Here is a 20,650-nt window from a genome sequence, read left to right as displayed (position 1 = left end):
TCAGACCGGCTGCCCGGCGGCGGGGAGCACCCGCCGCTCCAGCTTGAGGGCCTTGACCAGGGGCACGCACACGGCGGGGGTGACCACGGCGGCCACGGCGGCCTCCGGGATGCCGTTGGCGGCCACGATGCCCATGGCAAAGCCGGTGACGGCCTCCGCCGGGATGCCCTGGGCCGCGGCGTAGGCCTCGGTAAAGAGGACGCAGATGGAGCCCATCACCAGGGCGGTGTTGGTGAAGGCCCCCACCACGCCGGCCAGGGCCATGGTGCCGGCCTGCACCCCGGCGCCGCGCCTGCCGGGCAGGCGGCGGAACAGGGCGTACACCAGCCAGGGCGTCACCCCCACCAGGATGCGCGGCACAAAGCAGATGAACAGGGCCCAGGGGCTGCCCCGATCCAGGCCGGGGGCCGGGATGAGAGGGGTAAAGACGAAGGAGGACAGGCCGGGCACCAGGGTGTTCTTCAGCAGGCTGGCCAGCCCGAACATGCCGCCGAGAAACGCCCCCTTCTTCGGCCCAAGCAGGATGGAGCCGATGATCACCGGCACGTGGAGCACCGTGGCCTTGATGACCGGCAGATCAATGAGGCCCAGCGGGGTGAAGGTGAGCAGGAAAAGGATGGCGGTGAACATGGCCAGGATGGCCAGGCTCTGCACCTGCCGGGTGCGCTGCGCGCGGGTCTGCGTGTGTTTCATATGCAATTTCCTCCTGCTGCCGTTCCCGTCCTGCGGGATACAGCGCAAAATTTTATGCGGCCGCCGCGGGCAGGGGCGGGATCTTCCGTCTCGCGTCCGAGTACAGAGATCCTCTGTCCGAAGCAGTCAAAGCCATTATAGGCAATCCGCCCACAAAATGCAACGGCATTGTGGAAAGCCGCCGGGATTTCTGCTATAATGCTGGACAAACCCAGACGCCGGGGCGCCCGCCCCGGGCAAAGGAGTGCTTTTTTATGCTGAAGGGGAAAACCGTGCTGCTGGCCGTCACCGGCGGCATCGCCTGCTATAAATCCGCCGGCCTGGCCTCCGCCCTGGTGAAGCGGGGCGCCAATGTCCATGTGCTGATGACCCGGAACGCCACCGAGTTCATCGGCCCCCACACCTTTGAGTCCCTGACCGGCAACCGCGTGAGCGTGGACACCTTCGACCGGAACTATCCGTTCCAGGTGGAGCACATCGCCCTGGCCGACCAGGCGGACGCGGTGCTGGTGGCCCCCGCCACGGCCAATGTGCTGGCCAAGCTGGCCCACGGGCTGGCGGACGATATGCTCACCACCACCATCCTGGCCTGCGACTGCCCCAAGCTGGCGGCCCCCGCCATGAACACCCGCATGTATGAGAACCCGGTGACCCAGGACAACCTGGCCCTCCTGCGGCGGTACGGCTGGCAGCTGATTGAGCCGGCCAGCGGCCGGCTGGCCTGCGGCGCGGTGGGCAAGGGCAAGATGCCGGAGCCGGAGGAGCTTCTGGAGTACGTGGAGCACGCCATAGGCCACGGGCGGGACATGGAGGGCCTGCGGGTTCTGGTCACCGCCGGCCCCACCCAGGAGGCGCTGGATCCGGTGCGCTATCTCACCAACCACTCCACCGGGCGCATGGGCTACGCCATCGCCCGGGCCGCCGCCGCCCGCGGGGCGGAGGTCACGCTGGTGTCCGGCCCCACCGGCCTGAGAAAGCCCGTCTGCGTGGACACGGTGGATGTGGTATCCGCCCAGGACATGTTTGAGGCGGTCACCGCCCGGGCCGCCGGACAGGACATCATCATCAAGGCCGCCGCCGTGGCCGACTACCGGCCCGCGGTCTGCTCGGAGGACAAGCTGAAAAAGGACGGGGACGACTCGGTGCCCGCCCTGCCCCTGGCCCGCACCAGGGACATTCTGGCCTGGCTGGGGGAGCACAGGGTGCCGGGGCAGTTCCTGTGCGGGTTTTCCATGGAGACGCGGGATCTGGTGGAAAACTCCCGGAAGAAGCTGGAGAAAAAGCACCTGGATCTGATCGCCGCCAACAACCTGCGGGATCCCGGGGCGGGCTTCGGCACCTCCACCAACCTGCTTACCCTCATCGCCCGGGATGAGACCGTGGAGCTGCCCATCCTGGACAAGGAGGAGGCCGCCCACGCCCTGCTGGATCACATCCTCGCCCGGCGGCAGCCCCGGAGAGCATAGGCCCGCCCCGTATATCTCGGACACAGGCCTGCCGGCGTCCCCGGACGCCGGCAGGCTTTTGTCCGCGCCCGGCGGCGCCCGGGCCGTCCCGTCCTACATCCGCATGGCCGCGTCCAGGGCCAGGGCGGAGCGCTCACACTCGTCCGGAAGCATGGTGAGCTGGACGCACAGCGGGCTGCCCTTCATGCGCTGGCTGGCGTAGGTCAGGCCGTTGCTGCGCTCATCCAGCAGCGGATGGTCGATCTGGGCCGGATCCCCCAGCAGCACCACCTTGGTTCCCCTCCCCACCCGGGTGACAATGCCCTTCACCTGGCGGGGGGTGAGGTTCTGGGCCTCGTCGATGATAAGCCAGGTGTCGGTGATGGAGCGGCCCCGCATGAAGTTCATGGCCTCTGCGGTGATCACGCCGGTGTCAAAGAGATAGTCGATGCGGCCGCGCAGCTCCTCCTCGCTGCGCTTTTCCTTCCGGCCCTCCAGATCCAGGAGGATCTCCAGGTTATCCACCACGGGCCGCAGGAGGGGGGAAATCTTGTCCTGCTCACTGCCCGGGAGGAAGCCGATGTCCTGGTCAAACTGGGCGTTGGGCCGGCACACCAGAATCTTCCGGTACTGCCGCTCCTCCGCCTCCAGCACCAGCTCCAGCCCCGCGGCCAGGGCGTAAAAGGTCTTGGCCGTGCCGGCCGGCCCCTGGACGATGGTGAGGGGTGCCTCTTCGGCGGGGAGGAGCAGGGCCTCCTGCAGGAACTGCTGCCCCACGCTGCGGGGCCGGACGCCAAAGGGGCGCGCGCCGCCGCGGCGCAGCGGCACGGCCATGCCGTCCCGGATCCGGCCCAGCAGGGTCTTCTTTTCCGCGGTGTCCGAGTGCAGAACCACAAACTGGTTTTCCGTCAGGGCCAGGGGGAGCTGCCGCCCGGACTCGTCCGCGGCATAGAGCGCCTGCGCCGGGATCCCCTTTTTCTTGAAGCCGGAGAACAGGGCGTCGGGCACGTAGGCGTCCGCCCGGCCGGTGTAGGGCCGCCCGTCGTCAGGCATGCGGTCGGTGGTAAAGTCCTCCGCCGGCACCCCCATCATCTGGGCCTGGATGCGGGAGACGATGTCCCGGGTGACCAGGACGGCGGGGATCCCCTCATCCAGCAGGCCCCGGCACACCTTCAGGATACGGCCCTCCCGGCTGTAGGGCGACAGCCCCCGGGGGAGCGGGACGTCCACGTGGTTGACCTCCAGCCGCAGCGTGCCGCCCCCGGCCAGGGGCACCCCGTCCACCAGGCTGCCCCGCAGGCGCAGCCCCTCCAGAAAGCGGATCACCTGCCGGGCGTTGCCGCCCTGCTCGCCCTCCGCCCCCTTCAGGCGGTCAAGCTCCTTCAGCACCACCAGGGGCAGCACAATGTGGTTGTCCTCAAAGGACTCCAGGGCGTAGGGGGCCTGGGTGAGTACGTTGGTGTCCAGCACATAGGTTTTCTGCATGATCGCTCCAGCCTTTCTGTTTGGTGTGGGCGGGAGGACGGAAAATCAGCGCCGGCCCGCCCTGTAAGGGCGCAAGCCGGCGCTGATGAAAAGGACATAATATTCTGTTCCGGGCCGTCCGCTGCTCCGCTCCATCCAACCGCTCCCAACCGATGCACCGCGGCATCTGCCTCCAGTATAAAGGCGGCGGCCGGGGCGCTCCACCGTGTTCGTGTAAAGAGTCGGTCAAGTTTCTGCGCAGGCCGGACGGGCCCCGCTCACGGCTGTGGCCGGGTGCGGGCCCAGTAGGCGGCCATGCTCTCGCCGGGCTGCCCGGTGGTCTCGCGGGACAGGTAGGCGGCCCACGCCCCAGGCGGGGCCCAGGAGCGGGCGGCGTCCTCGTCGGGGAACTCCACCTCGGCGTAGAAGAAGCCGGTCTCCAGTGCCGGATCCACCGAGTTGACCTCCAGGGTGAGGCCGCCGGGGAGGGGATAGCGGCGCTGCTCTTTTTCGATCATGGGGCCGGAGAGCAGGGTGATCAGCCGGGCGTATTCCTTCTCCTCCACCGGCAGCTCAATCTCCTCACGCACCAGGCCGCCCTTGCCCTTGAAGCAGAGGACATACTGTACCGGCCCGCCCGCCAGGGCCTCCCGGCGGATGCGCACGGCGGGGCAGACGGCGAAATAGCCCTGAGCCATGTGCCAGACTTGGGCGGGGGTTCCCTCCGGCCAGCCGTTTACCAGCCAGCGGCGTTCAATCTCCATGGGCGCCGCCTCAGAAGGGGATGGCCACGATGGCGGGCACCAGGATGGGCACCGCCAGGGAGAGCACCACGCCGGAGGTGAAGGAGTAGATGGTGATGCGCTCATGGGTGGCGCCCACCACCACGGGGAGCACCGTGTCCATGGCCGCCGCGCCAGGGAGGGAGGCGCACTCCACATAGCCGATGTACTTGGCCACAAAGGGGATGGAGATGATGGAGAAGATCTCCCGCATCACATTGGACAGGAAGGCCACGGCGGACACCGACAGGGAGTAGGGGGCCAGCAGGGTGGGGGCCAGGGAGTACCACCCCATGCCGGAGGCGGCGGCCATGGAGTCCTTGATCCCCAGGGGGAGGAAGAGCCCCGCAATGGCCGCGCACACCAGGGAGCCCAGGCAGACCGCAACGGGCACCAGCAGCACCTGGAACCCGGCGGTCTTCACGTCGCTGAGGAAGGTGCCCTGCTTGCCCATGTCCATGCCCACCATGAACAGCAGCAGGTAGAGGCCGAAGTTGATGATCGTGCCGCAGTGGACGGTGACGGCGGCGGGCAGGACGAAGCGGCCGGCCAGCATGCCCAGCACCACGGCGATGACGATCCACAGGGTCAGGGAGTTGTCCGCCTTGCCGGCCTGGTGGGCCTCCTCCTCCCGGGCCGCCTCGCTGCCCCGGGGCAGGCCGTAGCGATCCAGCTTGAGGACAAACCGCCGCAGCAGGGTGAGGGCGACCAGGGAGCCCGCCATGGCGAACACGGTGATCACCAGGGCGGACAGGCCGATCTCCCCCAGGGAGGAGACCACCTCGTCATTGGCGCCCAGGTTCACGCCCAGGGTGACAATCAGGATCATGAGGGCCACGAACTGGAGCTTGCTCACCCACACCAGGGGGCGGCTGCGCAGGGCCTTCCGGGAGCCCAGAAACGCGCCGAGGACAACAAGACCGATGTAGATCGCCAGATTGCTCAGGGTGCCGAGGGTAGTTCCCATAGTGATCCATCCTTTTTTATGATAATTAGGGGCCTCCACATTGTAGCATGGGCAGGTGGAAAAGTCCACCCCCTGCGGAGCCTCAGGCGGCGGCCATCTCCCCTGCGGGGAGGCCCTCCCCCTGCCAGAGGTACCGGCCGGTGCCGTGGGAGGCGTTGTATTCCTCCACCACCCCGGCGGCCAGATCCGGCCAGTCGCTGATGAGGCCGGTGACGCCCATCTGCAGATACTGCTCCATCTTATCCGTATCGTATACCGTCCACACGTAGACCGGCAGGCCCAGCTCCCGGGCCTGGGCCACCAGGCGGTTGCTCACCAGGCTCTCCTCCACCGCCAGGAAGTCGATGTCGTACTGCCAGATGGTCTCGTCCAGATCCCCGGCGCTGGCGTAGGCGCAGTAGCCCACCCACCACTCCGGGTGGGTCTCGTGGATGGTGGTGAGGCAGGGGTAGTCCAGGGACATGAAGATGGCCCGCTCCCCGAAGTCATGGGCCTCCACCACCTCCAGGATGGCCCGGGCCAGGGCCTCCCCCTGGCCGGCCTCCGGCTTGAGCTCGATGAGCAGGCCCATGCCGCTCTCATCGGCCTGGCAGAACCGGATGAGCTCCTCCAGGGAGGCGATGTATCCGGTGTCCTGATAGCTGGAGGCGTCGTGGAGGGGCAGGGCGCGCAGCTCCTCCCAGGTCAGGGCGGACACGCTCTCCATCCGCCCCGCCAGCCGCAGGAGGCTTCCGTCGTGGAAGGCCACGGGCACGCCGTCGGCGGTAAGCTGGATGTCCACCTCCGCGTAGTCGGCCCCCATGTCCGCCGCCGCCTCCACCGCCGGCAGGGTGTTCTCCACGCCGTAGATGCTGCCCCGGTGGCCCATGACGATGGGGGCGTGGAGCAGCGGCGGCTGGTAGCAGTTGATGACCAGGTAGCCGGCCAGCAGGGCGCACACCGCAGCGGACACGGCCTTCCAGCGCCGTTTGGCCCAGCGGGCCCGGACAGCCGCCTTGAAGCGGGCCCACCGCTTCGACCAGATGGCCAGGATGGTGCGGCTGTCCTCGCTCCACGGGGCCTCCGCCGGAATCGCCAGGTTCTCCCGGGACAGGATCCAGGACAGAACCAGATAGAGGAAGGCGGCCATCAGCACGGTGTGGAGCAGCGTGGTGACCAGCCAGTAGAGCAGATCGATGCGGAAGGCCTCGGAGTACACCAGATATTTCAGGAAAAACCGGTCAAAGTCCCCGGGCTCCAGTACGTTGCGCCGCCAGTACCGGGCCAGCTCCGAGTCGGCCTGCATCCACAGGAGAAGCCCTCCCGCCAGCACCGCCAGCCGCTTCCAGCCCATGCGCCGCAGGCAGCCCACGCTGCTCCGGGCCGCCTGCCCGAACCTCTCCCGCCGCAGGGCCATAAAGATGGGGACGAAGAACAGCAGGAAGTGGGCCCCGTAATAGGCGGCGTAGATGGCGATGACCCCCGCCGTGCCGACGGCGGTGTTGATCATCTCCCCCAGGATGAACCAGGGAATGGTGATGGCGGGCACCAGGGAGTGGAGGTACACCGTTTGGGCCAGGGGGAGGAGCAGCAGATAGTACAGGGAGCTTGGCACCACAGACCAGCCCTTCATGGCACCCAGGGCCCACAGGGCCTGCTTCATCACCCGGCGCACGGCGACCTCCTCCCCCTGGCGGGCGAGGGCCACCAGGCGGATGACCACGCTCAGCTCATAGAAGGCCAGCAGCCCGGCGGCGAAGAACAGGGCCAGGAAGATCAAGGCGCCCTTCAGGTTCAGGAAGGTACCCAGCACATCCGCGTTGAAGGAGATCCCCACCGACGACACATAGGTCTGGTAGATCTCCCGCAGCAGCGGGCTGATGACCACCAGGGTCACCAGCTTCCACAGCAGTTCGAATTTCAGCACGCTCCACACGGCGTTTCTCAGCTTCACACGCGCCACCTCACAACACAAAATCCAAACACGAATCATAGCACTTTTTGGAAGGTGCTGCAAGAGGCGCGGGGCACGACGACTCGGTGCGCCCCATAAACGGATGCTGCGGCTGTCTTGGTATTTCAGAGGCAGGGCACCGCCGCCATGAACTCCCGTTTAGGGGGGCCGGTGGAAAAGCAACCCCCGGTACCCTTTCCCCCTCCTTTTTCTTTGAAAAATAGGGGCGCCTGCGCAGGCGCCCCCCAGGACAGAGGAAATTTTTCAGGCGTCGGGCGGCGGGCCGCCGGGGGGATGCAGGCGCTTGTACCACACCCGGCTCATGACCGCAGGCACCGCAATGCAGAGGACGGAACAGAGGAACAACAGGAAGATGATGACGATCGCCCCCATCAGGAGGGAGGAGAGGAGGATCAGCAGGCCCGAGACGAAGGACAGCCTGCCCGACAGCCGCTGGGTGCGGTTCCACACGTCCGGGTCGGTCAGGGTCCAGCGGGTTCGGATGCCCATGTACTCGTTGGGCTTCCACTTGCCCTCCTCGCAGCCTAGGGACAGGTACAGCAGGCCGATCAGGGCAATGCCCATCCGGGCCCAGGCGATCTCGTCGGGCCGGAACAGGCCCGCGGTCAGGGCAGTAGTGCACACGTCCAGGAGGAGCAGGAGAACCAGGGCGGCGGTCTCAAGGCGGCTGCGGAGCCTGCCCCGGCCAAGCCGGGGCAGCAGGGCCAGCATCGGCCCCGGGACCGCCAGGAGCCACAGCCAGGCATTGACGCCCGTTTCCCCGCTGCCCCAGCGGAGGGAAAGGTGATAGTACATCGCCACCAGCACCAGGGGCCACAGGGCCAGGAGCCACAGCGGGAGTGGATACTTTCTCCGTTTCATAGGCGCAGCCTCCTTTCACGTCATGCCAGGCGGACCGCCTGGGTCCCCGCCGCCAGGTGGGCCTCCCCGCAGGCTGGCGATCCAGCCGGTGAGCTCATCCAGCACGGACAGGTTGAGTTCGTAATAGATATATTTCCCCTGCCGCCGGTCGGAGATGAGCCCCGCCTCCCGCAGTACAGACAGGTGGTGGGAGATGGTGGCCCCGGTCATATCGAAATGGGAGCCGATCTCCCCGGCGGTCTTGGCCCGGTCCCGCAGCAGCCGGAGGATCTCCCGGCGGGTGGGGTCGCTGAGGGCCTTGAAGGTCTCCTGAAAGCCCACAGCGGCCGCCCTCCTTTCATTTAGATATTTATCTAAATAAAGGATAGCATACGGCCGGGAGCCTGTCAATCAGATATTTAGAAGTTTGTCGAAATGTATGCCTGAGCCGGCTTTCCCCCATGAAATGCAGAAAAGCCTGGGCCGCCCAACAGGGCGGCCCAGGCTCTGCAACAATGGATTACCGGATGGCCTTGGTGTCCACTTCTTCCTTCAGCATGGCGGCGAAGTCGGCCAGGGCCATGGCGCCCAGATCCTCGCCGGAGCGGCGGCGGGGGGAGACGGTGCCGTTCTCCATGTCCCGGTCGCCCACCACCAGCATGTAGGGGATCTTCTCCAGGGTGGCCTCGCGGATCTTCTTGCCGATCTTCTCGCTGCGGTGATCCACCTCCACCCGGAAGCCCTGCGCGTCCAGCTGGGCGGCCACGGAGTCGGCGTACTCAGCGGCCCGGTCAGTGACGGGGAGCACCTTCACCTGCACGGGGGCCAGCCAGGCGGGGAAGGCGCCGGCGAAGTGCTCGGTGATCACGCCGATGAACCGCTCGATGGAGCCCAGCACCACCCGGTGGATCATGACGGGGCGGTGCTTCTCGCCGTCCTCGCCGGTGTACTCCAGCTCGAACCGCTCGGGCAGCTGGGAGTCCAGCTGAATGGTGCCGCACTGCCAGGTGCGGCCCAGGGAGTCGGCCAGATGGAAGTCCAGCTTGGGGCCGTAGAAGGCGCCGTCGCCCTCGTTGATGACGAACTCCTTGCCCATGTCGGTGATGGCGTTCTTCAGGATGTCCTGGTTGTGCTCCCACTGCTCCACAGTGCCGATGTGATCCTCGGGCATGGTGGACAGCTCAATGGTGTAGGTCAGGCCGAAGGTGGAGTACACCTCGTCAAACAGGCGGACGGTCTCCTGGATCACGTCTTTCAGCTGATCCGGGGTCATGAAGATGTGGGCGTCGTCCTGGTTGAAGCAGCGCACCCGGAACAGGCCGTGGAGGGCGCCGGACAGCTCGTGCCGGTGAACCAGGCCGATCTCGCCCACCCGCAGGGGCAGCTCCCGGTAGGAGTGGGGCTCGCTGGCGTAGACCAGCATGCCGCCGGGGCAGTTCATGGGCTTGATGGCGTAGTCCTCGTCGTCAATGACGGTGGTGTACATGTTCTGCTTATAGTGATCCCAGTGGCCGGAGCGCTCCCACAGCTGGCGGTTGAGGATGATGGGGGTGGAGATCTCCACATAGCCGTACTTCTTGTGCACCTGCCGCCAGTAGTCCAGCAGGGTGTTCTTCAGCACCATGCCCTTGGGCAGGAAGAAGGGGAAGCCGGGGCCCTCGTCCCGCAGCATGAACAGGCCCAGTTCACGGCCCAGCTTGCGGTGATCCCGCTTCTTGGCCTCCTCAATGCGCTGGAGGTACGCGTCCAGCTCGTCCTTCTTGGGGAAGGCGATGCCGTAGATGCGCTGCAGGGTCTCCCGGTTGGAGTCGCCCCGCCAGTAGGCGGCGTTGCAGGCGGTGAGCTTCAGGGCGTTGCCCTTCACCCGGCCGGTGGAGTCCAGATGGGGGCCGGCGCACAGGTCGGTGAACTCCCCCTGCTTGTAGAAGGAGATGTGGGCGTCCTCGGGTAGGTCGTTGATCAGCTCCACCTTGAAGGGCTCGCCCTTCTCCTCCATGAACTTCAGGGCCTCGTCCCGGGGCAGCTCAAACCGCTCCAGCTTCAGCTTCTCCTTGCAGATCTTGCGCATCTCCGCCTCGATCTGCTCCAGGTGCTCCGGCGTGAAGGCGAAGGGGGCGTCCATGTCGTAGTACCAGCCCTCGTCGATGGAGGGGCCGATGGCCAGCTTCACCTCCGGCCACAGGCGCTTCACCGCCTGGGCCATGATGTGGGAGCAGGTGTGCCAGTAGGTCTGGCGGTATTCGGGGTTCTCAAAGGAAAATTCGTTGTTTTTGTTCTCTTCGCTCATGGTGATACCTCCTGATAGAGTAGGGGCCGCCGCCCTCGGCGGCCCGGAAAGGGGATGCGGGAGGGGTAAGAAGTCAAAAAACGCCTCACCCCTGAGTGTGTCAGGGGTGAGGCGTCGTCATACGTCCCACGGTTCCACCCTGCTTGCAAGAAGCGTTTGAGCCGTCGCGAGCAGCGCGGATGGACCGAAGCGAGGGCGAGGGGAGGGCCGCAAGGCCCGGACACCAGCCCGAGTCGGAGGGAAGCCGCGCGTCGCGAGCAGGCGAAACGTGATCACTTGCCGCTTTGTGTCTTTCTGTAACGGGAAAGCCCCGGCCCGGTTGTCCCGGGCGGCTCGGGAGTGGTACAGCCGCCGCGTGTCGTGGGGCGCTTCCACCGTGCGCGCCCCTCTCTGTCCGCCGCTGTGCGGGTTCGTCTCCGTCTTTGCCGGTTTGACAGAGGTACTATATCACCCCCGGCGGGGAAAGTCAAGGGGCCAGTTTCCGCCGGCGGCGCCGGGAAATTTCCCACCAAAACTGATATTTACAGTTTATTCACATTAAAGACACGATTTAGCCTTATTTACTGGGTATGATATACCCAGATTCAGAGATGAATCGAACGTGAGACCATCCTCCCAAACCAATTCCTCTCTTATCCCTCTCCAACACCTTTGCACAACACACACACCCGAAACGCCCCGGCCGGAAGGCCGGGGCGTTTCGGCATTTTGCCTGCAAAAAGGTCTTGACCTAAAGTCAACTTCATGTAGTAAAATGGGGACAACAAAACCAGAGGAGTGTATGCCTGTGATTACCAAGCAATTTCAGAACCTGACCCTGCCCCAGCTGGGCTTTGGCAGCATGCGCCTGCCCCTGCTGCCCGGCGGCGGGGACGAGGATGCAGACCAGGCCGCGGTGGACAGGATGGTGGACACCGCCATGGCCCGGGGGGCCAACTACTTCGACACCGCCTACGGCTACCACGGCGGCAAGTCCGAGGTGGTGATAGGGAAGGCCCTGTCCCGCTATCCCCGGGAGAGCTTCTTCCTGGCAGACAAGTTCCCCGGCTACGATGTGGACAACATCCGGGCCGACAAGGTGGAGGCCATTTTTGAGGAGCAGCTGCGCCGCTGCGGTGTGGAATACTTCGACTTCTATCTGTTCCACAATGTGTACGAGCGCAACGTGGAGCCATACCTCGACCCCGAGAACCGGGTGGTGGAGTATCTGCTGGAGCAGAAGAGGAACGGCCGCATCCGCCACCTGGGCTTTTCCGCCCACGGCGCCCTGCCGGTGATCCGGAAGTTCCTGGACGCGGTGGGGGAGCACATGGAGTTTGGCCAGCTCCAGCTCAACTATCTGGACTGGGACTTTCAGCAGGCCAGGGACAAGGCGGCCGAACTCAACCGCCGGAACATCCCCATCTGGGTCATGGAGCCCCTGCGGGGCGGCCGCCTGGCCCGGCTGACCGAGGAGGAGGCGGAGAAGCTCCGCGCCCTGCGGCCCGGCGAGAGCCCCGTGGGCTGGGCCTTCCGCTTCCTCCAGAGCGTGCCCGGCGTGACGGTGATCCTCTCCGGCATGTCCAGCCAGGAGCAGCTGGAGGACAACCTGAACCTCTTTGAGACGGAAACGCCCCTCACCGACGCCGAGATGGACGCCCTCCTGAAAGTGGCCGGCGGCATGGTGAACAGCCGGACGCTCCCCTGCACCGCCTGCCGCTACTGCGTGGATCACTGCCCCAGGGGCCTGGACATTCCCAACCTGCTCGCCCTCTACAACGAGCACACCTTCACCGGCGGCGGCTTCATCGCCCCCATGGCGGTGGGCGCCCTGCCCGAGGACAAGCGGCCCTCCGCCTGCATCGGCTGCCGCAGCTGCGAACGGGTGTGTCCCCAGCAGCTGAAAATCTCCGAGGCCCTGGCCGACTTCGCCAGGCAGCTGGGCTGAACTCCATACCGCAAATACACGAGAGCGAGGCCGCCGGGCAATGCCCGGCGGCCTCGCTCTTTCCTCTGTAATCGTTGCAATCAGCGGCGTTTTGGAGTATCATATACACCGATACGATTCCGATGAATACGCAAAAAAGGAGGCGCGGTTTTCTATGCGCGATGGATTTGTCAAAGTGGCCGCCGGCACCCCGGAGATCCGGGTGGCCGACTGCCGCTATAACGCCGAACAGATTTTCACCCTCATGCGGGAGGCGGACAAGCAGGGGGTGCGGGTGCTGGCCCTGCCCGAGCTGTGCCTCACCGGGTACACCTGCGGGGATCTCTTCCTCCAGGACACTCTGCTCAAGGGGGCCGAGGAGGGCCTGGCCACCATTCTGGAGGCCACCAAGAACCTGGATATGCTCACCGCCCTGGGCCTGCCGGTGAAAAATCCGTGGGACGGCAAGCTCTACAACTGCGCGGCGGTCATCCACAAGGGGGAGATCCTGGGCCTGGTGCCCAAGACCTATGTCCCCAACTATGGGGAGTTCTACGAGGGGCGCTGGTTCACCTCCGGCAAGAACCTGGATGTCCTCTTGAATCTGTGCGGCCAGCAGGTCAGCATATGGGACAGGGAGATCTGGGCCTGCGACACCATGCCCGACCTGGTGGTGGGGGTGGAGATCTGTGAGGATCTGTGGGCCTCCACGCCCCCCTCCGTGGCCCTGGCCCAGGCGGGGGCCACCGTGATCCTTAACCTGTCCGCATCCGACGAGGTGGTGGGCAAGGCGGATTACCGCCGCACCCTGGTCACCGGCCAGTCCGCCCGGCTGCTGTGCGGCTACGTCTATGCCAACGCCGGGGAGGGGGAGTCCACCACCGACCTGGTGTTCTCCGGCCACAATCTGATCGCCGAGAACGGCGCCCTCCTGGCCGAGCGGCGGTTTGCCTCCGGCCTCACCGTCAGTGAGATCGACGTCGGCCGCCTGGCCTACGAGCGGAGGCGGATGAACACCTTCACCCCCCCGGAGCGGGATCCCATGGGGGAGGCCCACTGCCTGGGGATCTGCCGGGCTCACTTCTCCCTGGAGCCGTGCACCACCACCCTGACCAGGCCGGTGAGCCCCCTGCCCTTCATCCCGGAGGACGCGGGGGAGCGGCGGGATCGCTGCGAGGAGATCATCCTCCTGTCCGCCCTGGGCCTGAAAAAACGGCTGGAGCACACCGGCGCCAAGGCGGCGGTGGTGGGCCTGTCCGGCGGGCTGGACTCCACCCTGGCGATTTTGATCACCGCCGTGGCCATGAAGCTGCTGGATCGGCCGGCCAGCGACATCATCGCCGTCACCATGCCCTGCTTCGGCACCACCGACCGCACCCGGGACAACGCCGTGGAGCTGGCCGGGCGGCTGGGGGCCACCCTCAAGCGCATCGACATCGGCGCGGCGGTGAAGCAGCACTTCCGGGACATCGGCCAGTCCATGGACAACCACGACGTGACCTTTGAGAACAGCCAGGCCAGAGAGCGCACCCAGGTGCTCATGGACATCGCCAACCAGTACGGCGGCCTGGTGGTGGGCACCGGGGATCTCTCCGAGCTGGCCCTGGGCTGGGCCACCTACAACGGCGACCACATGAGCATGTACGGCGTCAACGCCAGCATACCCAAGACCCTGGTGCGCCACCTGGTGTCCTACGTGGCCGGGGACAAGGCGGAGGAGGATCAGGCCCTGTCCAGCGTGCTGGAGGACATCCTGGACACCCCCGTCTCCCCCGAGCTGCTCCCCGCCGTGGGCGGGCAGATCGCCCAGAAGACGGAGGATCTGGTGGGGCCCTACGAGCTCCACGACTTCTTCCTCTACTACGCCATCCGCTGGGCCTTCCCGCCCCGGAAGGTGCTCCGCCTGGCGGAGCACGCCTTTGGCCGCAGCTATGACCGGGCCACCATCCTCAAGTGGCTGCGCACCTTCTACCGCCGCTTCTTCGCCCAGCAGTTCAAGCGCTCCTGCCTGCCCGACGGGCCCAAGGTGGGCTCCGTCACCCTCTCCCCCCGGGGCGACTGGAGAATGCCCTCCGACGCGGTGGCCTCCCTGTGGCTGGAGGAACTGGAGGGATTGGAGTAAGTGAACATCTATCTGGATCTATTCTGGACGTTTTCCAAGATCGGCGCGTGCACCTTCGGCGGAGGGTACGCCATGCTGCCCATCCTCCAGCGTGAGCTGGTGGAGAAGCGGGGCTGGGCCACGGAGGAGGAGCTGTCCGACTACTTCGCCATCGGCCAGTGCACCCCCGGCATCATCGCCGTCAATACCGCCACCTTTGCGGGCCACAAGCAGCGGGGGGCGGCCGGGGGCGTGACGGCCACCCTGGGGCTGGTGTTCCCCTGCCTGGTGATCATCATGATTGTGGCCGCCTTCCTCCAGAACTTCGCGGAGCTGCCGGTGGTGATCCACGCCTTCAACGGCGTGCGGGCCTGCGTGTGCGCCCTGATCCTGTCCAGCATCCTCAAGCTGCGGAAGTCCAGCGTGGTGGACGGCCCCACCACCGCCATCTTTGCGGCGGTGCTGGTGCTGGCGGTGGTGGGGAACTTTGTCACCGTGCCGGAGGGTGCGGCGGGGGCCGTGCTTGGCTTCATCACCTCCCCCATTGTGCTGGTGGTGGCCGCCGGCGTGGCCGGACTGTGCGTCCGGGCGGCGAAGGGGGGACTGCGGAAATGATCTACCTGCGCCTGTTCTTTGAGTTTTTCAAGGTGGGCCTGTTCTCCATCGGCGGCGGGCTGGCCACCATCCCCTTCCTCACCGACCTGGGCAGCCGCACCGGCTGGTTCACCTCCGGGGAGCTGGCCAACATGATCGCCATCTCCGAGTCCACCCCCGGCCCCATGGGGGTCAACATGGCCACCTATGTGGGCTTTCACCTGCGGGGCATCCCCGGCGGCGTCACCGCCACCCTGGGCCTGATCTGCCCCTCCATCCTTGTCATCCTGATCATTGCCGGCTTTCTGAAAAAGTTCCGGGAGAGCCGGGGGGTGGACGCGGTGTTCTACGGCATCCGGCCCGCCTCCACCGCCCTCATCGCCGCCGCCCTGGCGGAGGTGTGCTCCATCGCCCTGCTCAACCTGAACGCCTTCTCCGGCGGCGGGGGCATGGCCGCCCTGTTCCAGTGGAAGGGCATCCTGCTGGCCGTGATCGTGTTCCTTTGCCTCCAGGCGGGGCCGCTGAAAAAGCTGCACCCCATCGTGTTTATCGCCGCCTCGGCGGTGGCTGGGGCGGTATTCCAATTCTGAGCAGCTTGCCAAAAAGGCGGAAAGGCCCCGGAGCCCAATGGGCTCCGGGGCCTCTGTGATATGTCTGGATTACGCCTGCTCCGTCCCGGGGGCGTCCGCCGGCGGCAGCTTGGTGACGGTGGCCCACTCCACCCGGCGGTCGGTGAGCACCTCCACCCGGATGTGCAGGCCGTAGACCTCCACCTCGGGGTGGCTGCCGTCCTCGGGGATCACGTTGAGCTGGGCGAAGACCAGCCCACCCAGGGTCTCGGACTCCTCGTCTTCGGGGAAGTCCACGTCCAGGGCCTCGGCCACATCGTCCAGATCCGCCGAGCCGGCGATGCGCCAGGTATTTTCACCCAGGGGGACAATCTCCTGATCCTCCAGGGGGTCGAATTCGTCGTAGATGTTGCCCACGATCTCCTCCAGCAGATCCTCCATGGTCACCAGGCCGGCGGTGCCGCCGTACTCGTCAATGACGATGGCCAGGTGAACCTTCCGGCTCTGCATATCCCGGAAGAGCTTGTCGGCGCGCACCGACTCGGGCACGAAGTAGGCCGGCCGGAGCAGCTCCCGCACCGGCTTGGGCTCCGGCCTGCGGGAATTGATGAGCCACTCCCGGGTGCTGAGCAGGCCGATGATATCGTCGGCGTCCTTCTCATACACCGGGAACCGGGACAGGCCGGTGGACTCTATGGTGGCCTCGATCTCCTCGGGCGTGTCGTCCACCCACAGCATCTCCATGTCGGTGCGGTGAACCATCACGTCCTCGGCGGTCATGTTGTCAAACTCGAAGATGTTCTCGATCATCTCCTTCTCGCCGGCCTGGATGGCGCCCTTCTCCTCACCGATGTCCACCATCATGCGGATGCCCTCCTCGGATACCTCATCGTCCTCCTCATTGGGGTCGATATGTAGCAGCCGGAGCACGCCGTTTGTGGAGACAGTCAGCAGCCAGATCACCGGGCGCATGACGGCGGCCAGGAAGGCCACCACCCGGCAGGTGAAGCGGGCCACGGCGTCGCTTTTCTTCATAGCCACCCGCTTGGGCACCAGCTCGCCGAAAATCAGGGTAAAATAGGAGAGGATCAGGGTAATCAGGATCACCGACAGGGTGTGCACCGCCTCCGCCGCCGCGGCGGTCAGGTGGTACTCGGTGATGAGCCACTGGGACAGGCGGCCGGCCAGGTTGTCGGCGCCGAAGGCCGCGCCCAGGAAGCCGGCCAGGGTGATGCCGATCTGGATGGTGGAGAGAAAGCCGGTGGGCTGCTCGGTGATTTTCAGCAGCAGGGCGGCCTTTTTGTCGCCGTCCTCGGCCTGCCGGCGGAGCACCGCCTCATTCAGGGAGATGACCGCGATTTCCGTGGCGGCAAAGTAGGCGTTGAGCGCGATGAGTATGACCTGGAGTAATATCTGAGGCCATAAAGGGGGTTGCAAGGTGATTCCTCCTCAAAAAATAGATTGCATGGCGGATGCCATACTAAGTAGTAGTATAACATGTTTCTGAAAAAAATCCATATAGGGGAGGAAAAAAGTTGCGCTTCATGCTATAATATCTCCGACTATCCCCGGGGAGGCGAGAGATGATGGATCGGAGCGCGCGCCTGCGGCAGCTTCTGGAGCAGCCGGGCACCTTTGTCAAATGGCTGGTTTTTGCCGGCATCAGCGGCGTGCTGTGCGGCGGGGTGGCCACGGCGTTTTACTACGCCTTTGACGCCGTTACCGGCCTGCGGCACGCCAACCCCTGGCTGCTGTGGCTGCTGCCCCTGGGGGGCGTGGCCATCGTGCTGCTCTACCGCGTGTGCGGCATGGAGGGGGATCGGGGCACCAACTTCGTGCTGGTGGCCGTGCGGGAGGATCAGCCCCTCCGCCTGCGCACCGCCCCCCTGGTCTTTGCCGCCACCATGATCACCCACCTGTGCGGCGGCTCCTCCGGCCGGGAGGGGGCCATCCTCCAGATCGGCGGCTCCATCTCCTCCAAGGTGGGGCGGTGGATGCGCCTGGACGACAAGGACCGGCGCATCATCACCATGTGCGGCATGTCCGCCGCCTTCTCCGCCCTGTTCGGCACCCCCCTCACCGCCGCCATGTTCTCCATGGAAGTCACCAGCGTGGGGGTGCTCTACTACGCCGCCATCGTCCCCTGCGTCCTGTCCTCCATCGTGGGGCTGTGGATGGCCCAGGCCTTCCACGTCCCCCCCACCCAGTTCTCCCTGGACGGGGTGCCCAACCTGACCCCCCTCACCCTGGTGCAGGTCATCGGCCTGGGCATCCTGTTCGCCCTGCTGTCGGTGTTCTTCTGCCGTCTGATGCACGCCGCGCCCCACCTGTACGACAAGTACCTGCCCAACCACCTGGTGCGGGCCGCCGTGGGCGGCGGAGTGGTGATCGCCCTCACCTTCCTGGTGTGGCTGTGGAACCCGGGTACTTACGACTACAACGGCGCCGGCGAGGCGGTGCTCCACGCCGCCATTGAGGGGCAGGCCCGGCCGGAGGCCTTCCTGCTGAAAATGCTCTTCACCACCATCACCCTGGGGGCGGGCTTCAAGGGGGGCGAGATCGTCCCCGTGTTCTTCACCGGCGCCACCTTCGGCTGCACCGCGGCCCCCCTGCTGGGCCTCCACCCCTCCTTTGGCGCCGGGCTGGGCATGGTGAGCGTGTTCTGCGGCGTCACCAACTGCCCCCTGACGGCCCTGCTCCTCTCCCTGGAGCTCTTCGCCGGGGACAGCTACGGCATGTTCACCGGCCAGAGCCTGGGGCTCTTCGCCGTGTGCATCGCCGTGTCCTACATGCTCTCCGGCTATTACGGCCTCTACAGCGAGCAGAAGATCCTCTACAGCAAGCTCCGGCCGGAGTTCATCAACAAGAAGGCCAACGAGGACGAGTAAGGCGGGGGCCTGCCCCCCGCCGTGCCGGCCCGGGCCGCTTCCCCAGGACTTGACAGGGGAGGGAAATCCGCATAAAATGGACACCTTCGATTGGCGCGGGGCGCTCCCGCGCCCGACGACGGCCCTATGGAAGCCTGAATATACGAAAGGAACCTTGACCGGCTATGAACATCTTCGACATCATGGGGCCCATCATGGTCGGGCCGGTTCCATGGAGCGCAGGCGCTCCATGGGTTCCCTGAGATACTTTCACATGCTCGGCGGAAATGAATTCCGCCTGCGCCGAGGTTTTGCCTCTGGCAAAACGCTCGCACGCGCCACAGGCGCGGGGCGCTCCCGCGCCCGACGACGGCCCCACGGAAGCCTGAATATACGAAAGGAACCTTGACCGGCTATGAACATCTTCGACATCATGGGGCCCATCATGGTCGGGCCGGTTCCATGGAGCGCAGGCGCTCCATGGGTTCCCTGAGATACTTTCACATGCTCGGCGGAAATGAATTCCGCCTGCGCCGAGGTTTTGCCTCTGGCAAAACGCTCGCACGCGCCACAGGCGCGGGGCGCTCCCGCGCCCGACGACGGCCCCACGGAAGCCTGAATATACGAAAGGAACCTTGACCGGCTATGAACATCTTCGACATCATGGGGCCCATCATGGTCGGGCCGTCGTCGTCCCACACGGCGGGGGCGGCCCGCATCGGGTATCTGACCCGGAAGCTGCTGGGGAGCCAGCCCAGGCGGGCGGAGCTGCTGCTCCACGGCTCCTTTGCCGCCACCGGGGCGGGCCACGGCACCGACCGGGCCCTGGCGGCCGGCCTGCTGGGCATGCGGCCCGACGACGCCCGGCTGCCCCGCTCCTTCGAGCTGGCGGAGGCGGCGGGGATGGAGCTGAAGCTGGGCAAGACCGTGCTGCGGGGGGCCCACCCCAACACGGTGCTGCTGAAGGTGGAGGACGAGGCGGGCAAGCGCCTGGAGGTCACCGCCTCCTCCCTGGGGGGCGGCCGGGTGCAGGTGTGCGCCATCGATGGGCTGGAGGCCCGGTTCACCGGCGAGCTGCCCACCCTCATCATCCGCAACCAGGATCGGCCCGGCATGGTGGCGGAGGTCACCGGGGTGCTGTCCCGCCGGAGCGTGAACATCGCCACCATGCAGCTCTACCGCAACACCCGGGGCGGCTTGGCGGTGATGGTCATCGAGAGCGACCAGCCCATCTGGGCGGCTGCGGTGGAGGAGCTGCGCGCCTGCCCGGGCATTGAACGGGTGACCTATCTCAACATGGCGGAAGGGGGAGAGTGACATGGCCTTTTCCTCGGTGGCCGGCCTGCTGGAGGCGGCCAGGGACAAGCCTCTGTGGCGGGCGGTGCTGGAGGACGATCTGCGGGATCGGGGGGTGGACGAGGCCCGCTCCTGGAGGCAGATGTCCGCCCTGTGGACGGCCATGAAGGCCCCGGTGGCGGAGTACGACCCAGCCGCCCGCTCCCGCAGCGGCCTCACCGGCGGCGCGGGGGCCAGGCTGGACGGCCCGGGCCCCGGCCTGTGCCCGCCCTTCCTGCGGCAGGTGATCGCCGCCGCCCTCAAAACCGGCGAGTGCAACGCCTGCATGCGCCGCATCGTGGCCGCCCCCACGGCGGGGGCCAGCGGGGTGCTGCCCGCGGTGCTGATTCCCCTCCAGGCCAGGGACGGCCTGGAGGACGAGGCCATGGTACAGGCCCTCTATGTCTCCGCCGGTTTCGGACAGGTGATCGCCACCCGGGCCTCCATCTCCGGGGCGGAGGGGGGCTGCCAGGCGGAGGTGGGCTCCGCCTCCGGCATGGCGGCCGCCGCACTGGCGGCTGTGATGGGCGGCACGCCGGAGCAGATGGCCCACGCCTGCGCCATGGCCCTGTCCAACACCCTGGGCCTGGTGTGCGACCCGGTGGCCGGGCTGGTGGAGGTGCCCTGCGTCAACCGCAACGTGATGGGGGCGGTGAACGCCCTGTCCTGTGCCGAGATGGCCCTGTCCGGGGTGGAGAGCGCCATCCCCTGCGACGAGGTGATCGACGCCATGCGCGCCGTGGGCGACGCCCTGCCCGCCTCCCTGCGGGAGACCGGCGGCGGCGGCCTGGCTGCAACCCCCACGGGCAGAAGAATCGCGGAACAGATGTAGGGCGGGCAGGCGGA

At 66.4% G+C, this 20,650-nt stretch carries 17 protein-coding genes; 8 read left to right on the top strand and 9 right to left on the bottom strand.

Annotation, left to right across the window (positions count from 1 at the left end; all coding sequences use genetic code 11):
* The gene (locus B5E42_RS14435) at positions 1-693 is read right to left on the bottom strand and encodes an ECF transporter S component (protein ID WP_087240886.1); all 693 of its coding nucleotides are present in this window, start codon (positions 691-693) and stop codon (positions 1-3) included.
* Positions 694-947: 254 nt separating this feature from the next.
* On the opposite strand from B5E42_RS14435, the gene coaBC reads away from it, so the two are divergent.
* A complete protein-coding gene (coaBC, locus tag B5E42_RS14430) occupies positions 948-2,159 on the top strand; it encodes a bifunctional phosphopantothenoylcysteine decarboxylase/phosphopantothenate--cysteine ligase CoaBC (protein ID WP_087240884.1) in 1,212 nt (403 codons plus the stop codon).
* A 93-nt stretch (positions 2,160-2,252) separates the two neighbouring features.
* On the opposite strand, the gene B5E42_RS14425 is transcribed toward coaBC, so the two are convergent.
* From B5E42_RS14425 to thrS, 7 genes are all read right to left on the bottom strand, one after another.
* Complete coding sequence (locus B5E42_RS14425; protein ID WP_087240882.1) at positions 2,253-3,623, bottom strand: PhoH family protein; 1,371 nt, start codon at positions 3,621-3,623, stop codon at positions 2,253-2,255.
* Between the two features lie 257 nt (positions 3,624-3,880).
* The gene (locus B5E42_RS14420; RefSeq protein WP_087240880.1) at positions 3,881-4,366 is read right to left on the bottom strand and encodes a hypothetical protein; all 486 of its coding nucleotides are present in this window, start codon (positions 4,364-4,366) and stop codon (positions 3,881-3,883) included.
* Between the two features lie 10 nt (positions 4,367-4,376).
* Positions 4,377-5,351 carry a lysine exporter LysO family protein gene (locus tag B5E42_RS14415; RefSeq protein WP_087240878.1) on the bottom strand — a complete coding sequence of 325 codons (975 nt, stop codon included), beginning with the start codon at positions 5,349-5,351 and terminating at the stop codon, positions 4,377-4,379.
* An 82-nt stretch (positions 5,352-5,433) separates the two neighbouring features.
* Positions 5,434-7,284 carry a glycerophosphodiester phosphodiesterase family protein gene (locus B5E42_RS14410; RefSeq protein WP_162613997.1) on the bottom strand — a complete coding sequence of 617 codons (1,851 nt, stop codon included), beginning with the start codon at positions 7,282-7,284 and terminating at the stop codon, positions 5,434-5,436.
* A gap of 264 nt (positions 7,285-7,548) precedes the next feature.
* On the bottom strand, positions 7,549-8,166 hold the full coding sequence (locus B5E42_RS14405) for an SdpI family protein (protein WP_087240874.1): 618 nt from the start codon (positions 8,164-8,166) through the stop codon (positions 7,549-7,551).
* A gap of 15 nt (positions 8,167-8,181) precedes the next feature.
* Entirely contained in the window at positions 8,182-8,487 is a 306-nt protein-coding gene (locus B5E42_RS14400; protein ID WP_087240872.1) for an autorepressor SdpR family transcription factor, read from the bottom strand.
* A 178-nt stretch (positions 8,488-8,665) separates the two neighbouring features.
* Complete coding sequence (thrS, locus tag B5E42_RS14395; protein WP_087240870.1) at positions 8,666-10,432, bottom strand: threonine--tRNA ligase; 1,767 nt, start codon at positions 10,430-10,432, stop codon at positions 8,666-8,668.
* Between the two features lie 787 nt (positions 10,433-11,219).
* On the opposite strand from thrS, the gene B5E42_RS14390 reads away from it, so the two are divergent.
* From B5E42_RS14390 to B5E42_RS14375, 4 genes are all read left to right on the top strand, one after another.
* Positions 11,220-12,359 carry an aldo/keto reductase gene (locus tag B5E42_RS14390; RefSeq protein WP_087240868.1) on the top strand — a complete coding sequence of 380 codons (1,140 nt, stop codon included), beginning with the start codon at positions 11,220-11,222 and terminating at the stop codon, positions 12,357-12,359.
* 154 nt (positions 12,360-12,513) lie between these two features.
* Positions 12,514-14,460 carry an NAD(+) synthase gene (locus tag B5E42_RS14385; protein ID WP_087240866.1) on the top strand — a complete coding sequence of 649 codons (1,947 nt, stop codon included), beginning with the start codon at positions 12,514-12,516 and terminating at the stop codon, positions 14,458-14,460.
* Positions 14,461-15,054 carry a chromate transporter gene (locus tag B5E42_RS14380; protein ID WP_087240864.1) on the top strand — a complete coding sequence of 198 codons (594 nt, stop codon included), beginning with the start codon at positions 14,461-14,463 and terminating at the stop codon, positions 15,052-15,054.
* Positions 15,051-15,623, top strand: a complete 573-nt coding sequence (locus B5E42_RS14375; RefSeq protein WP_087240862.1) for a chromate transporter — start codon at positions 15,051-15,053, stop codon at positions 15,621-15,623. Before B5E42_RS14380 ends, B5E42_RS14375 begins: the two co-directional genes overlap by 4 nt.
* Positions 15,624-15,692: 69 nt before the next feature.
* On the opposite strand, the gene B5E42_RS14370 is transcribed toward B5E42_RS14375, so the two are convergent.
* Positions 15,693-17,039: a hemolysin family protein gene (locus B5E42_RS14370; RefSeq protein WP_242967159.1), complete on the bottom strand. Its 1,347-nt coding sequence runs from the start codon at positions 17,037-17,039 to the stop codon at positions 15,693-15,695.
* A 149-nt stretch (positions 17,040-17,188) separates the two neighbouring features.
* Here B5E42_RS14370 and B5E42_RS14365 point away from each other — a divergent pair, with 149 nt between their 5' ends.
* The 3 genes from B5E42_RS14365 to sdaAA all read left to right on the top strand — a co-directional run bounded on the left by B5E42_RS14365 (position 17,189) and on the right by sdaAA (position 20,636).
* The gene (locus tag B5E42_RS14365) at positions 17,189-18,490 is read left to right on the top strand and encodes a chloride channel protein (protein ID WP_242967158.1); all 1,302 of its coding nucleotides are present in this window, start codon (positions 17,189-17,191) and stop codon (positions 18,488-18,490) included.
* 624 nt (positions 18,491-19,114) lie between these two features.
* Complete coding sequence (sdaAB, locus tag B5E42_RS14360; protein WP_087240858.1) at positions 19,115-19,786, top strand: L-serine ammonia-lyase, iron-sulfur-dependent subunit beta; 672 nt, start codon at positions 19,115-19,117, stop codon at positions 19,784-19,786.
* 1 nt (position 19,787) lies between these two features.
* Entirely contained in the window at positions 19,788-20,636 is an 849-nt protein-coding gene (gene sdaAA, locus B5E42_RS14355) for an L-serine ammonia-lyase, iron-sulfur-dependent, subunit alpha (RefSeq protein WP_087240856.1), read from the top strand.
* Positions 20,637-20,650 lie beyond the last annotated feature (14 nt).

The organism is Flavonifractor sp. An10, assembly GCF_002161215.1.
Lineage (GTDB): Bacteria > Bacillota > Clostridia > Oscillospirales > Oscillospiraceae > Flavonifractor > Flavonifractor avistercoris.
The sequence above is the reverse complement of the archived record's forward strand: the minus strand, read 5'-3'. Positions and strand labels throughout refer to the sequence as shown.